Here is a 15,133-nt window from a genome sequence, read left to right on the forward strand (position 1 = left end):
ATTTCTGTTCTTATAGTGTAGAATTGTACTGCTCATATCCTCAATATTAACTTCACATTCTGCTAGTACTTGAGATACGCCAGCTACGATACCCGTTCGGTCACCGCCAATAACGGTAATAACAACCTTGTCTATTTCTTCTGAGGTATCATTATTTAGAGTTGTACTCATATTTTCTTCCTCCTGTTCTTGTTCTTTTAGCTCCTTTGTGTTTAGCTATAAAAAGAAGTACTACTGGGTCCTTATGCTCTATTTCAAAAGCACCACAGCACGGGATGCTAAATGAATCGGTATTCACATGTTTCTTTGGTGCATACGAAAAATAGTCTCTCACTCCACAGTTTGCTATGGAGTTCCTGTCTTTATCTAAATTCCTTGGTAGGGCATCCCAACCTCTCCAAAAATAAATTGAGATGTGTTTACGAAATACGCTATATAAATCTTGCTCTTTTATGAGTTCTGGATTAACTCTGACTAAAAACGCTATAAGAAGATTAATAGCATCTTAATCAAGTAATCTTTGCTCACCACTGAGTTTTTGTATTTCTGTTATATTTTGTGATGCTTCGAGACAACCGAGGTATTTTCCACTAGAGTCCCTTAACGCGTAATATTCTATCATGACTTTCTGTTTCTCACCTTCTGGGTCAATCGTGAGATCTATCCAAAAGCGCGCTTTGTCCCTTTTTCCTTCTTTCATTTCATTTAAGATTCGTTCTACTTTATCAAGACTCTTTTTTGGATGGCAATCACGAACATTTCTTCCAATCACGCCCTTAGGTCTCTTGAATATTCGTGTTTCGTGTTTATTCCATGCCAATGCCTCATCATTCTCATCAAGAACTGAGAATTCAATAGGTATCGTTTCAAGAATGGCTTCAAATACCTTTTCAGGCAATTTTCCTATCATTTTTTCTATCCTTCCATATTTTTCTAAGTTAGAAATATGAAATTCGCTCATATATATAAAATGAATTCTTTGATATTGATAATAGATCAGAGAGCCTAGAAATCCTATGGTCTAAGTTTTTTGCATTGACATCTATAAAAAGAAGGATTTAAAGCGATCTCTAGTAAGTCTTGTTATTCAAATGTTCAAATAATTTCGTTTTAGATAGTAATTATTGTGGTATTAAAAACCCATACCACTGTAACTTCCTGCACAATCACTACCCACTCAGGATTCTTGTCTTTAAATTGTTGCCAAATAATGTTATCGTAGTATCTCTGAACATAAGTTAAATGAAACACTACATAATCATATTTTTCTAACAAGGCATTCAGCGACTGAGGTAACGGTGTAACTTCTCCTTTATAAAAATCATTAAGTCTCTTATCAGCATACGCACACGCAACAACTAACTGATCGGATTTACTGGAGAGATATTCTGCAACTAATCTTGTTCCTTCCGAAGTATATGTTGTAGTTATCTTGGATCCACCATTTAGACCCCCCACAAAATCATTGAAATAGAAAACATAGAAAGGTTGAAAATTATAGCACCAAAAAGCGGCTGGAAATACGATTACAAAACTAATAATCACGTTTGGTGCTATCTGCCAATTTTTAAAGCGGCCAAAAGAATTCCAGAGTGTTCTTGTTGAACTAAGGATCATATGAAATCCATCAGAAGAAAATAACATAAGTATCGGCCAAATTGGTATTAAATATCGATCTAGTTTTTTACTGAATATTGAGATGCCGATGATAAAAAAAACAGTGGCAATTAAAAGTAATGTTTCTTCTAACATTACTTTCTTTTTGTGCATTTTATGGACATATAAAGTAACCGAGATGAGAAAACAAATCAATACTCCAGTGCTTAGTCTTATCATTAATATGATCGGATAAAAATAGAAAGGAGCAGCGTTGTTTGGCCATGACGTAGAACCAAGAAAGAATATAGGTAGATCGTGGCCGCTAGAAAGCCCACTAATAGCCTTATTTAGTTTATCGAATGCTAATTGTAGGTTCCAAACTCCTGGCCAAAGAATGACGAAGATTAAGCCTCCAATTAAAAGTATTTTAATCATTAACTTTGTTGATTGCCAAAACTTCAATTCGGCATTATTTTTTAGTAACCACAGCCAAATCACTAAAATAGGTATAAGAAAAATTGCAAAACCTTTAGTCAAGACAGCTAAGCCTAGTGAGATCCCAGAAAATACAGTGTAAATTTGTTTTTTTTTTGGTAATTCCTAGCCAAAAAAAGTATAATGTTAGTGTGAAAAAAAACGATAGTAAACCATCAAGATGAACGATCCTAGTTATTCCAATATAAAATGGTTCAAAAGTAAGCATCACTGCAGCAAGAAATCCACGTTCTCTGTTGAATATTGACGATCCCATTAAATAGATCAAAGAACAAGTTGCTGCACCGAGAATACAAAAAGGGAGACGGGAATAGCTTAGAATATCCAAATTCTCAGGAAGCAAGAAATATACGAATCCGGTTAAGTACATAGTAGTTACACCAGGATGGTTTGAAATCATGGTTCCACTTGGATTTAAGTCATATAAAGCCCAGATAAACTTTTTAGCTCTAAAAATCCACTTTAGTTCATCGGTTTGAAGTCCATATCTTAAATTTATAAGTCTAATAGAGAATCCTATGAGAAAAATTATGAGAATTAGTAAAATATCTACCCAGTTCTTTTTGACAAATATTTCACTTTTCGCCATAGTTTTTTTAATCAAATTCTGGATCCTCTCCACTCATTGACATTTACAGAATTTCAAGCAATTAATTCACAATTTCTGTTGTATGAGAGCCCTTACCTTTCAAGACATAGTCAAATAGATATCTGATATAGATTATCCTTTTTAATTTTATGATGGTTTTGCTTTTTGCCAAGCTATGGTGGCCATCACCTCCACAAAGAGGCGTGCGCATAATTGAGCAGATGGACCTGTCGGTGCATCATATTGTGGCCCTAGACAACTGATGTCAAAGCCATTGATCAATTTATGCTTGCCAATCTGTCGAATTGCAGATATAATTTCTCTAGAGGTCAAACCACCTGGTTCAGGATATTTTTGAGCAGGACAGAATGCAGGGTCCACAACATCGATATCAAGAGAAACATAAAGCGCATCGGTATTCTCAACGACTTTAAGGGCTTTCTTAATAATTTTTTTTATTCCTTCTTGTTCTACATCAGCCATTGTAAAGTATTGTATCCCCAATTTTTCGGCTACGTATCGTTCATGTAGTTGGTTTCGCAAACCCCGTATGCCGATGGAACAAAACTTCTCTGGATTGATTTGAGGAAACTCAAAAAGCGGCCCCCATTGAGACGCAGCTGAGATTTCTTCTTCGAAATAAAGGTCAAAATGAGAATCGAAGGAAATCATTCCAATATTTCCATCAGTATTGTTCATAAGACTGCGGATACAGGGATAAGGGATGGTGTGGTCACCGCCTGATACTAATGGAATTGCACCTGCCTCGTAAATCTCTGAAATTTTGCGAATAGAGTTTTCTATTGACGCATCAGGATTTTTAACGTCCACGTCAACGTCACCGTAGTCTACCGCTTTAATATGATTAAAAATAATGAAATCTTTGTCCAATTCTGGGAAATAGCCCCAATTATGATTGATAGAGTAAAATAAGGAGTATTTTCGAATAGCTTCTGGCGCTTTATCCGCACCAGTTCTATAGTAAATTGAATCCGGAGGTGCAGGTGCTGCCGTTTCTGGTAATATAGTCCAAGGGTCTAGATACTTTAGTCCCTCCCATGGAAGCCCCACAAACGCAACATCGACTCCTGCTAGGTCTTCTTTTTTCTTAGCATGTGGCAATTCCATAAAAGTCGGAACATCTCCATAAAGAATAGCTTTAAGCCGTCGTTCAATTCGCTGAGGTATTGTCTTTTTTGAGTCACTATAAGCTTCGTCCCACACTTTATCAAGTTTTTTTCGACGATTAGTGGTTTCTTTTTCTCTAGACAACTGATTTTCCTCCATTCTGCATGTTAATATCAATTTTACTTTTTTGGATGACAGACTAATGTGAAATACTATTAATAAACTAACATGAATGCAGATAAACTTAAGTTTGAAATTTCTAAATTCTTCACTAATATAGGCTTACGTAATTATAATTCTTCACCTTCTGAATAAGCTCTAGAGAATAAGAGATGGTGTAAAAAAGAGGGAACAAATAATGGATCTAGATGATACGTTCATTGAATTAATTGATAGGGCTGACACTGCATTAGAAAATGAAAACGAAATAAATGCGAGGCAATACGGACTTGATCTAATCAATAAAGAAAAATATAAAGCTCTCCAGAAGATTCCTGATGCTGAACTAAAAGAGCAACTTCGTCAAGCTAAAGAAGCCTGGATCGACAGGCTTGACGAACTAGTTCAAATAGCGAAAGAAGGTTTAGAGGCTGTTGGCTGCAAAGTATTTTTCGCAAAAACACCTCAAGATGCGCTCAAATACATTGGAGAAGTTGTAGGCGAAGGAAAATTGGTCGTAAAATCAAAAACAAACGCAGGGTCCGAAATCGGTCTCGTAAAATATTTGGAATCACGCGAGAACGAGGTAATAGAAACAGATCTAGGGGACAGAATAGTCCAAATGAGGGGTGAAAGAGGAACACATCCCATAGCCCCGGCGATTCACTGCTGTCGGGCAGATATCGCCGAACTATTTGGACTCCCACCAGCAGTACCTATTGATGAGATAATAGCTAAGGCTCGAGGAGAAATCCGTGATTTCGTTTTTAAGGCGGATGTAGGTATCTCTGGCTGTAATGCATTAGCAGCTAAGGAAGGGGCTATATTTCTTGTAGAAAACGAGGGAAACATTCGGTACGTATCTAACGCTCCCCCAGTTCACATTTCTATCTGCCCTTTGAATAAAATAGTACCCGATGTTGAAGCTGCTTTCACTCAAATTCGACTACTCTCCGTTTATGCTGCTGGTCAAGTTACCCCCGTCTACTTGTCTATGATTAGTGGTCCAAGCAAAACAGGCGATATTGAATTCGATGTCAGGGAAGGTATGCACGGCCCAAGAGAAGTTCACGTTATTCTGGTAGATAACAATCGAATTGAAGCAAGCAAAGGACCTCTTAAAGAATCCGTCTTCTGCGTTGGGTGTGGCTCTTGCATTAATGAATGTCCCGCCTATGATAATCTAGGAATCGCGTTTGGTGGACCTACATATGTAGGACCAATTGGAATTGTGCATACTAGTATTCAAAACGGATTAGAAACTACTTTAGAATCTGGGTTGAATTTCTGTACGATGTGTAAAAGATGTGGGGATGTATGTCCAGTGGATATTCCCATACCCGAGTTACTTACATATTTACGAGATCTCGCAATTGAAAAGGGATTGCTTTTGCCACCTTTTGCTGAGATGGAAAAGAGAATAAAGGAAGTTGGAAATCCATTTGGCATTCAGGAACAAGCGGTTTCTCCCGAAAAGAGGTGAATGCGATGAGTAAAATTCTGCTCTTTCACGGCTGTATGAACAGATTTATAACTCCTCAGGTTTCTGAAACGACTCTCAAGATTTTAAAAGACGCAAACATTGATTTTGAAAGCCTTGATAGGGAATTATGCTGCGGTTTTGTACTGTATGAAAATGGTCAGCATGCTGCTGCCGTCGAGGTAATGAAGAAAAATCAAGAGCTTTTTTCTGAATATGACATCGATACCATTTTGACAAGTTGTCCTACATGCGCGTATATCTTTAAGATTCACTATCCTGAACATTTGCCTGATTGGAATTACAAAGTTGTTCATATGACAGAATTTCTAGCAAAACTTATCGATGAGAAAAAACTTAATATCGATAAAAAACCAGCTGTTACTGTTACTTTTCATGACCCCTGTCATCTCACACGTGGACTTAAAATTACTGAAGAGCCAAGAAGTGTTTTGAATGCGATCCCTGGTCTAAAATTGGTGGAAATGGAACATTCACGTGAAGCATCAAAGTGCTGTGGCGCAGGAAGTGGAATGCGTCTCTCTTTTAGTAGCATAGCACAAGCGTTTGCAGAAAACAGGATCGCAGAAGCTGAAAAAACTGGTGCGACAATTTTAGTTACAGCGTGTCCGACCTGCATGTTACATCTTCAAGAAAACGCAAAGAATATCAAAGTAATTGACATTTCGGAAGCAATTGTCGATTAAACAAATTTTGCTTGTATGGTCGATGTCTAATCTTTTAGAGTTGAAATACATTTGAAATAAATATGTATTCAATGTATTTGTTATAGCGAGGTGCGGATATGATTGTCAAACAAAAAGATAAACCTGTTAAAAGTGCGTATGGTGTAGAATTTAAGGCACTTGCGACTGGCGATAGAATAATGTGTACCATTATGAGATTCAAAAAGGGCGGCAAAGTTCCAAAGCATAAACACCCCGCTGAACAGGTCGGATACATTGTAAAAGGGAAGTTTAAACTTTGGATTAATGATGAGGAGATTGGGGTTTTAGAACCCGGAGATAGTTATATGATTAAAAGTAGTGAATTTCATTCGATGGAAATGCTAGAAGATTCAGAATGGGTAGATATGTTTTCTCCACCACGAGAAGAGTATATGGATAAATAAACTACCCTTATTTTTGAAATACGCGTTTAAATACGATAATATAGAGTTTCAAAGTGATTAGCTTATGATTATTAAACAGGAAGACAAAGCTATAAAGAAATACTTAGGAAGATTGAAGTCTGCTATAGAAAAAAGATTTCCCAAAGAGTTCTCAAAGCCCTTAGCTGAGATATTATATCCGTTAGCAAAAAACAGAATAATTTCTTACGATAAAATACAACTAGAGAAGGAACAAAAGGATGAACTTTTATTTTTGGCGTATAACGAGCGCCTATTACTTCCAGTTGCGCTAAAAACGTTAGCGTGGAATTCTAGACCCCTAACTTTAAGATCGGGGGAACGGTATGAAATGCCTCCTGCAATTCAATATTTGATTAGGCATGCCGAAAAAACGGGAGAATGGAGTCCTGAGCATGCTGTGAGAAGTTATCTTGAAGTTATTGGTGAGCCTAACGTCGAGATACTTCTGACATTTTTCCAAGAAATGAAGAGACAGGTAAGCCGTTCAAAAACGTTATCTAAAACCAAAAAGATTACACCTGTCCTTTTAAAAAGATGCCTAAGAAATATCCACGCAAAACAACTAGCCACAAAATTGGAGTTAGGGAAAACAATAGCCAAATTAAAGGGAGGAGGTATAATTAGTCCCTTTTTCCTTAAAATTCCAGAAAAAGGTCCGTGTTATGAAATAAATCCCTCTGTTTTCTTTGACTGCTAGGGAACAAAGAAATGCGGGAACTTTCTCGTATAAGAACATATATTTGCCTGAAAGAAAAAGAAAAATGGGGATGTTCCCAGTAATAAAAACTATTCTTCATTAAGTCCGAGTGCTTCAGCGATGATCTCAGTTATATCCATCATTTTGATATTTGCTTCTGCTTTTTTGATTCCTTCGTTAATATTGTCGTAACAAGCAGGACATCCACTTACGATTACTTCTGCACCTATTGATTTTGCCTGCTCTACCCTCTTTAGAGCTAGTTCCATGCCTAGACCGGCGTCAACACCTTTTACGCCACCACCGCCACCGCAACATCTTGCATCTTTTCTTGTATCTGGGAGTTCCTTGTACACTATGCCGGGAATAGCCTGTATTAACTTTCGTGGGTTATCATATTGCAATTCATGTCGTCCAAGTTCACAGGGATCATGCCACGTTACAACTTTATTAATACTGTTGCCATTGTTTAGTTGAAGTTTTCCTCGATCTAAAAGGTCTGCAAGAAACTCATTTGCATGAACTACTTCAAAGGGTGGTTTGATTCCTCCAACATCTTCATAAAGGTGTTTAAAAACTCTATAACAGCCAGCGCATGTCGCTATTACTTTTTCTACGCCTAGATTATTGAACGCCGAGATATGATGCTCCGCTAGTTCTTTAATCATCTCGCGGCCGCCAGCCAGATAGTATGGAGAACCACAGCACCATTCGTCTTCGCCCAGGAGAGTGAAGTCCAGACCTAAATGATCCATTGTCTTTACTAATGATAGTGGTATTTGTGATAAGCGACCCATGAATGAGCCAAGGCAGCCCACAAAATATCCAATCTTTGCATCTGTGTTGGTCCTGTCCTCAACGACCTCTTCGGCATCGGCATCCATCATAGACCAGATCGTTCGATCATCTTGTTCCATATCAAAGATATTATGACTTTCTTCCAAAGCCTCTACGAGCATCATTGAAGACTCAGGAGCGCATCCTCGGTTAAACATTTCCTCGCGAGCATGTAATATAATCTCTGTACATTCAACTCCACTTGGACAAATATCTACGCAGTGATTACAAATTAAGCAAGTATATTCGCCTTGAGTCATTAGTTCGTTAGGGGAAATTTTTCCCTGAAGCATTCCTAATGCCATTCTGATTCGTCCACGGGGCCCGATGACTTCCCATCCGCGTTCCTCAAGTGTTGGACAAATTGAATTGCATTTAGCACATCGCACGCATTTAAGCATTGCCTGAGCCCAATTTTCGATCTTCTCGTGCATTTTTTTTCACCTCGTATCTTTAAATAGTCTTGACGGGTATCTTGTTCAATATAACTTCTGGATCTTCGTTCAAGGCCATTTTTCCAGGATTCATGATATTTTTCGGGTCTAGTGCCCATTTAATTGCTTTCATTATGTCAAGTGCGACCTCGCCGTGCTCGCGTTTCATGTATCGTGCGCGTGCTATACCGATACCGTGTTCTCCAGTTACTGTACCGCCCAACTCTAACGCTTTTTGATTTATTTCTTCGATAAGTGCCTCTAACTTTGGCCAGTCTTCAGCAACTTCTTTTCGAATCGTAATGGCGGGATGTAAGTTGCCATCACCAACATGCCCGAACGTCACAATTGGGAAATCGTATCTTTGGCTAGCTTCACGTAAGAAAGTTAACATTTCGGGTATCTTCGAAATCGGCACAGCAAGGTCTTCACCCGCGTAAACACGCGAGTAACCTTCTCGAACACGTACCGATGCTGCACCGACAAGCGACCGTGCTTCCCATAAGCGATCTATTTCCGCTTTTTCTGTTGCCTTCTTTACTTCTATTGCACCGCTATCTTTACAGATCTCTGCAATTCTGTTGATTTTGGGTTCTATTTCGTATGATGATCCTTCCACTTCATAGAGAAGCATTGCTTCAACGTCTGGAAGCTGCATTTCTGGTTTGTATTGATTGATTGCATAAATTGATGATTTGTCTAATATTTCAACGCAACCGGGAATTATTCCAGCCTTAAAAGTGTTAATGACAGCCTTCCCAGCATTTTCAAGCTCATCAAATAGTGCCATCGCTATGCCTTCTGTCTCTGGAAGTGGGATAAGTCTCAACCAAATCTTTGTGAAAACACCTAATACGCCTTCACTTCCTGTAAAAAGTCCCACTAGATTTAATCCAGAAGCTGTTTTTAATGCATTAGATCCCACAGTCGTTATTCTTCCATCAGGAAGAACAACCTCCATTTTTAAAACATAGGCACCTGTTGTTCCGTAGTTAACGGCTTCCTTTCCAGAAGAGTCATTTCCAACCATTCCGCCTATTGTGGCTGCGTAGGAACTCGCTGGACCTGGTACTAAGAATCCATGTGGTTTTAAGAACTCGTTGAGTTTATCATTAACTATTCCAGGCTCTACACAAACCTGTAAGTTATCCACATCAAGTTCTAAAACATGATTCATGCCTGTTAAATCGAGTAGTATTCCACCATAAACAGCTATTATTCCACCTGAACAACCAGTTCTGGCGCCTGCAGGTATTACAGGAATTTCGTTTTCATAGCAGTATCTAACTATCTTTGAAATTTGTTCCGTTGAACTTGGTCTTACAACTACATCTGGTGTTTTCTCAAAACGTGACGCGTCCGTGGCAAAGGTTAGTAGCATTACTGGATCCATTGAAAAGTTTTCTTTTCCTACAGTTGCCGTTAAAAATTCATTTAATTTCTCTTTATCAATCGACTTTCTCTCCATAATTCTCACCTATCGATAGGTCTTAAAACGTATTTGGAAACGTTCAAAAAGTCTAGACCCTATAGAAAAGGTCTATTCTCCAAATTTGTCTTTATCTATAATGTTAATCCTCTAAATGAGTTATTATCGTTTGTCACAGGATTTTTTGAACTTTTATAGTTTTTTACACTGACAAGCTTAAACATGCCTCGTTTATACATTTCCCCTATTAAAAATTTTGTTGCAGAGTGAAAAACGATGATGCACTTACTGAAACATGCTTATGGGATACATTAAGTTTGCAGTTGTCAATGCAAGGTTGCAGAGTGAGAAACGATGACGCACTAACTGAGACGTTCCTGTCGCGAATCCAGCAGTAGCCTTAATCGTCAAAATGCAGAGTGTGATTTTAGAATTCCAAAAAAGTCAAGAATTGTGCAAAATCAAAAAGTGATTCTTGGTGTTAGGTTAGAGATTACTTGATAGTTACTGATTTAGTTTTTTGGTTGTTTCCTTTGGTTGGTGCTTACTTGGTAATTACTGGAAAAAAAAGTTAATTACTGAATAATTACTTAGCTCGGTTAGTAGTACTGAGTAGTTACGTACTATGACAAAAGCGCGAGATAGTGCACGCTACTCCTAAAAGTGTGGGGTTTATTAATGAACTGTACTCTAAAGTATACAGGAGCAGTCGATCACCATACAACAGACTGTCAAATTCAGAAACACTCCCGATTCATACGATGTGTAAACCCTGAACAAGAAACCTGCATCTTCGGAGCTAATTTTATGTAGGTAAAGAAGGGAATCAGGCTGCGGATTTATCCGAATAAAGAGCAGAGCATACTGCTCAATAAAACGCTCGGTTGCTGTCGATTCCTTTATAACAAGATGCTGGAAGAACATATCAAGGTATATGCTCAATTAAAAGACGATTAGGACGCCCTCTACAGTTATAAGTACAAAACTGAGAAATACTACAAGCAAGAGTACCCGTTTCTTAAAGAAGTGGACTCTAAGGCACTGCAAACTGCGAACCGCCACCTGTTTGCCGCCTACCAGAACTTTTTTGAAGCACTTAAAACGAGCAGGGAAGTGGGCTTTCCCAGGTTTAAGTCCAAGAAATGCTACCCACAAACCTATACCACGTATAATATCAACAACAGCATACGGATTGACCACCAGCGAAGGAAGATTCGTATTCCGAAGGTTGGTTGGGTCAACTATAGAGATAACCGCATGATCAGTAATCCGATCAAACACATAACCATCGGTAAGACTGCCACCCACAAGTATTTTGTGTCGGTGAAGGTGGTGTGTGATGTTGAAATACCACCTAAGAAGGCAGTACTTAACAGCGAGGATATAGCAGGGTTTGATATGTCGACAACGCACTTCCTGATCGACGAACATACGCAGTACGAGAACCCTCGATTTTATAGGGAAGAGGAGAAACGCCTCAAGAAACATCACAGGGAATTATCGCGCAAGAAAGAGAGGTCAAAGAACCGGAAGAAGGCACGACTCAAACTGGCAGGGGTTTATGAGAAGATTAACAATCGAAAGCATGACTGGCTTCACAAGATCACCCATGACTTGAGCGAGAGACACGATGCCGTTATCCTAGAAGATCTCAACATCAAGGGGATGCAGCAATTCAACTCAGGTCTTAGTAAGTCTATCACGCTGGACTTCTCGTGGTATCAGTTTCGGGTATATTTGTACTATAAAATGTACTGGAAGGGCAAGCATTTCGTCCTGATTGACCGCTTTTCCCCGTCCAGCAAACTATGCTCGATCTGCGGTCAGATAAACAATGACCTTAAACTGAACGATCGAGTCTGGACTTGTAAACATTGCGGCACTACTCACCACCGAGATATCAATGCGGTGGACAATATTACAGGCGAAGGCATTAGAATATTACAAGAAGAAATCGGAATCATGGTAATCGCAACAACCGACGACCATGATACGTCTACCGTAGGGACTACGGGAAGTCACGCCTCTGAAGAGGATGTAAGACCTTCTACCAATACCAGGCAGTCCTCGCTGAAGGAGGAATCCACGAGCCTTTAGGCCGTGGTAGTTCAAACTGACACGGATGATGACTAAATTGATATTTAATCTTTTGGACTATTGAATTTGGTTATTCACTATAATTAATGGAAATGATCTAGTGTCAAGAAAAGGCTTGTTATAGAGATCTTAATTGCTTGTTCCCATATAAACGAGAACAGAGAGTGTGAAGAATTCGAGAAAACTGAATTCTGTCCAAGTATAATTGCACGCGTATGACATCCTAGGTCGACTTGCTGATATGTATAAGGGTCAATTTAGGACAAGATAAGGCAAAAGTGCAAATAGACTTGCACTCCTTTCTGGAAGGCTAAATGGACGAATAAAACAGATTAATATATTTCAGTTCTTTTCTAGGCGATTACGACTTTGAGAAAGGCAATCTCAAAAAAATTTTTGACAAGTTCACTTGAATTCATAACAAGTTGATTGATATCTTTTTTTGTTGATCATCGATGTGCAAGTCGCTATGACTATAAATTCTTGTAATGAACTTCCACCATTTCTATTGCAGCTTCTTTATGATGATAACAGCTTTGAGAGATCTCGCATAATTTTGTTTCATTCATTACTATATTGGTTTTTCTTAGCATTGTCTGAAGTTTTTTCAATTATTAATTTTAAGGAGTAAAGAGATAAATGCTGATCTGATTTTTTGTCTTCATTAGTTTACAGTGATTCGCAATCCAGTCTCTGAATTCAGCATCAGGATCTATAGCACCCAGCGTACCTGAGATAAGAAGCCATACTCGTTCATTAGCATTTTTTATCTCATCAAAAGTGCCAGGTTTAAATAATTCGATAGATAGGTTGAAATCGATTTTTCCTAGATAATAATAGACCGCTTTATCACCTGTGGCAGCAATGAGATCCTCTGTTGTCATGTGATTTTCAACATATGCACATGCACTTTTCCAGTCTGCATGAGCTTTATACCTATAATAAGAGAAATAAAAAGTATAAAGGTTGTTTACACTAAGAACTATCGCAAATAAAAAGCCAAAAGCCAGGATCTTGTTTTTATCGAGATTTAATATTAAACCGCGAAATTCATTTTTGCTTTCGCTTTTCCTAATTTTCTCAAAGGATTCTGTTACTAGGTGAGCCGACAATAACGCATACGCGGGTAAAGCAAAAACAATATATCGAGTGTCAATACTAATAATAAAAGTAAGCAAAGCGAAAGTAATCAGCGGAATTAAGGCATAAGCTGTCAATAAAAAGCCAGTACTACTTTTTTGTAAAACTAGGTAAAGTGCACCTGCAACAGAAAATACAGACAACATTATCCCAAGATCGGATTGAACCAACCTCTTAAAAAGCTCATCGATGGGCAGTCCCCATCTGAGCGTATTTTCTCCAAATTTAAACTCTATCGTCTGGAGAATTGTAGTAAAAAACAGGATTGAACTAAGGATAAAGAAAATACCAAAGAAAATCGTAAGATATTTATAATTAAGGCGAAACTGATCACTGCGAAGAAAACCTTTGGAAATTAGCCAGAAGACTAATATTGCTAGTATAAGAATGGCAGAATAATGTGTGTAAAAAGCTAAAACGGTGAATATAGCAGAAAACACGTAGGGTGTGGCCGTTTCTTTATATGTGGTTTGATAAAAAAAAGACAAGGCTAATAGGGTAAAAACGGCCAATTCTGTATACATTCTTGCTTGTTGAGACCAATAGATGTGCCACGGAGATACAGAAATAAGAAAGGAAGCCACTAATCCTTCTTTTTCGCTGAACAGTTGTTTCCCAAAAAAATAAATCAAGGGAATCGTGGCGATGCCAAATAAACAGGAAGGAAGCCTAATAGTAAACTCATTTGTCCCAAGGGTTTCTACAAATAACCTAAGGATCACATAGGATAGCGGAGGATGAGATATGTTGTACAGTTTACCTCTACTGTCTAGGATTGATGATGCTTCATCATTCCCTAGGCTTGGGCGCCCTAACTTATGTAACCTCAACATAGCACCTATAGCTGTAATTATTATAAGCAAATAAAGAATCATCATATGCGGCGCTAACAAAGTTTGTTTCAATGAACGTCTTCCCTGCAGTTTCACAACTCCTATAGACTATTTATGGACCAATAAAATAGCTGTAAATATATAAGTATTGTAATGATTTGTAGTGATTTGCTTTTATTTAGATGAGTAGACCCTTGAAAAAGTCACTCACAAGTAAATTCTCGACAAGACTATTTGAGTTTTTGACAAGTCGATTAATATCTTCTTTAGTCGCGTGATCAATATGTAAACCTGCTATGACGACAACATTTTTGTCAAAGTCAAAATTCTTCATTAATTCCGTTGCAATGTCTTCAGCAATAACGTTATCTTTATGCCCTTCATCCGTCCAGATGGTATAGTTAACGTTCTTACTCTTATTAGGGCAAGCTATGACCACGGAACCAATATGTGGTTTTACTCCACCGCCAATAATAACTGTTAAATCATCACCTGAAGTAATAGCGTGTAGGTTGACTTTGAATTTGCCTTCATCGATAGTGTCGTTAAATTGATTTTTCATGAGATCCCTTCTGGAGAATACTCCTTAATAATATCATTGCTAGATGCTATTGCTTCATATGCTTTTTTTACAATTCTACGAACTCTTTGTTTATTATCTTCAAAGAAAAGAAGGTGACTTTTGCATCCAGATTTACAGTCAGATGCACCAAACCCTCTTACAACTATTTTTCCGCCTAACGATAAGAGTTCTTTAATTATCATACATTCATATTGCTTATTTGATTCAAAAAATACGATGTGGTTTATTTGAGATTCCTTTACATTAAGAAAGTAATCAATATGCCAATGGAGGGTTTTTACTTTAGATATATGGCGTTGCAATCGCCCTCCGAGACCAACTGCTCCTTTTCCAAGAGCAGAACCGGTATATACATAGTTTCCGCTAGGGAATTTATATATCCCCAATTTTCCAACTTCAATTTTAATCTCTTGATTCAATTTGATAATTAGCGTATACGTACCCGGACTACTAGGTATTCGATCTATTGGAATCATAGTG

The 15,133-nt window shown here is 38.0% G+C and carries 16 protein-coding genes; 6 read left to right on the plus strand and 10 right to left on the minus strand.

Translation table 11 applies throughout. The features are described from left to right. From QVB70_RS18400 to QVB70_RS00365, 5 genes are all read right to left on the minus strand, one after another. A partial coding sequence (locus QVB70_RS18400; RefSeq protein ID WP_342766526.1) for an ACT domain-containing protein occupies nucleotides 1-135 on the minus strand: 135 nt, incomplete at its 3' end. Nucleotides 136-505: 370 nt separating this feature from the next. Continuing rightward, nucleotides 506-910: a PAS domain-containing protein gene (locus tag QVB70_RS00350; RefSeq protein WP_287582244.1), complete on the minus strand. Its 405-nt coding sequence runs from the start codon at nucleotides 908-910 to the stop codon at nucleotides 506-508. A gap of 200 nt (nucleotides 911-1,110) precedes the next feature. Continuing rightward, nucleotides 1,111-2,136, minus strand: coding sequence for a hypothetical protein (locus tag QVB70_RS00355; RefSeq protein ID WP_287582246.1), 1,026 nt, complete (start codon nucleotides 2,134-2,136; stop codon nucleotides 1,111-1,113). Further along, on the minus strand, nucleotides 2,129-2,698 hold the full coding sequence (locus QVB70_RS00360; protein WP_287582248.1) for a glycosyltransferase family 39 protein: 570 nt from the start codon (nucleotides 2,696-2,698) through the stop codon (nucleotides 2,129-2,131). The genes QVB70_RS00355 and QVB70_RS00360 overlap by 8 nt, the downstream gene beginning before the upstream one ends. Nucleotides 2,699-2,830: 132 nt before the next feature. Beyond that, nucleotides 2,831-3,955: an arginase family protein gene (locus QVB70_RS00365; protein ID WP_287582251.1), complete on the minus strand. Its 1,125-nt coding sequence runs from the start codon at nucleotides 3,953-3,955 to the stop codon at nucleotides 2,831-2,833. A gap of 214 nt (nucleotides 3,956-4,169) precedes the next feature. On the opposite strand from QVB70_RS00365, the gene QVB70_RS00370 reads away from it, so the two are divergent. From QVB70_RS00370 to QVB70_RS00385, 4 genes are all read left to right on the plus strand, one after another. Further along, nucleotides 4,170-5,453, plus strand: coding sequence for an LUD domain-containing protein (locus tag QVB70_RS00370; RefSeq protein ID WP_287582253.1), 1,284 nt, complete (start codon nucleotides 4,170-4,172; stop codon nucleotides 5,451-5,453). A gap of 5 nt (nucleotides 5,454-5,458) precedes the next feature. After that, nucleotides 5,459-6,157 (plus strand): (Fe-S)-binding protein, encoded by a 699-nt coding sequence (locus QVB70_RS00375; protein WP_287582256.1) that lies wholly within the window; start codon nucleotides 5,459-5,461, stop codon nucleotides 6,155-6,157. A gap of 98 nt (nucleotides 6,158-6,255) precedes the next feature. Next, complete coding sequence (locus QVB70_RS00380; RefSeq protein WP_287582257.1) at nucleotides 6,256-6,582, plus strand: cupin domain-containing protein; 327 nt, start codon at nucleotides 6,256-6,258, stop codon at nucleotides 6,580-6,582. Nucleotides 6,583-6,646: 64 nt separating this feature from the next. Then, nucleotides 6,647-7,300 carry a hypothetical protein gene (locus tag QVB70_RS00385; protein WP_287582259.1) on the plus strand — a complete coding sequence of 218 codons (654 nt, stop codon included), beginning with the start codon at nucleotides 6,647-6,649 and terminating at the stop codon, nucleotides 7,298-7,300. Between the two features lie 89 nt (nucleotides 7,301-7,389). On the opposite strand, the gene QVB70_RS00390 is transcribed toward QVB70_RS00385, so the two are convergent. Together QVB70_RS00390 and QVB70_RS00395 are read right to left on the minus strand one after the other, a co-directional pair. Then, entirely contained in the window at nucleotides 7,390-8,571 is a 1,182-nt protein-coding gene (locus tag QVB70_RS00390; protein WP_287582261.1) for a (Fe-S)-binding protein, read from the minus strand. 19 nt (nucleotides 8,572-8,590) lie between these two features. Then, complete coding sequence (locus tag QVB70_RS00395) at nucleotides 8,591-10,039, minus strand: FAD-binding oxidoreductase (protein WP_287582263.1); 1,449 nt, start codon at nucleotides 10,037-10,039, stop codon at nucleotides 8,591-8,593. Nucleotides 10,040-10,825: 786 nt separating this feature from the next. Here QVB70_RS00395 and QVB70_RS18500 point away from each other — a divergent pair. Together QVB70_RS18500 and QVB70_RS00400 are read left to right on the plus strand one after the other, a co-directional pair. Beyond that, nucleotides 10,826-10,957: a helix-turn-helix domain-containing protein gene (locus tag QVB70_RS18500; RefSeq protein ID WP_369335128.1), complete on the plus strand. Its 132-nt coding sequence runs from the start codon at nucleotides 10,826-10,828 to the stop codon at nucleotides 10,955-10,957. Between the two features lie 69 nt (nucleotides 10,958-11,026). Next, the gene (locus QVB70_RS00400; protein ID WP_287582265.1) at nucleotides 11,027-12,097 is read left to right on the plus strand and encodes a transposase; all 1,071 of its coding nucleotides are present in this window, start codon (nucleotides 11,027-11,029) and stop codon (nucleotides 12,095-12,097) included. A gap of 620 nt (nucleotides 12,098-12,717) precedes the next feature. Here the strand turns inward: QVB70_RS00400 and QVB70_RS00405 are convergent. From QVB70_RS00405 to QVB70_RS00415, 3 genes are all read right to left on the minus strand, one after another. Then, nucleotides 12,718-14,142: a glycosyltransferase family 39 protein gene (locus QVB70_RS00405; protein WP_287582267.1), complete on the minus strand. Its 1,425-nt coding sequence runs from the start codon at nucleotides 14,140-14,142 to the stop codon at nucleotides 12,718-12,720. A gap of 106 nt (nucleotides 14,143-14,248) precedes the next feature. Further along, nucleotides 14,249-14,632: a hypothetical protein gene (locus QVB70_RS00410; protein WP_287582269.1), complete on the minus strand. Its 384-nt coding sequence runs from the start codon at nucleotides 14,630-14,632 to the stop codon at nucleotides 14,249-14,251. Further along, the gene (locus QVB70_RS00415) at nucleotides 14,629-15,129 is read right to left on the minus strand and encodes a GIY-YIG nuclease family protein (protein WP_287582271.1); all 501 of its coding nucleotides are present in this window, start codon (nucleotides 15,127-15,129) and stop codon (nucleotides 14,629-14,631) included. The genes QVB70_RS00410 and QVB70_RS00415 overlap by 4 nt, the downstream gene beginning before the upstream one ends. Between the last annotated feature and the right edge of the window lie 4 nt (nucleotides 15,130-15,133).

The sequence above is a fragment of the Candidatus Borrarchaeum sp. genome, from assembly GCF_019058535.1.
GTDB lineage: Archaea > Asgardarchaeota > Sifarchaeia > Borrarchaeales > Borrarchaeaceae > Borrarchaeum > Borrarchaeum weybense.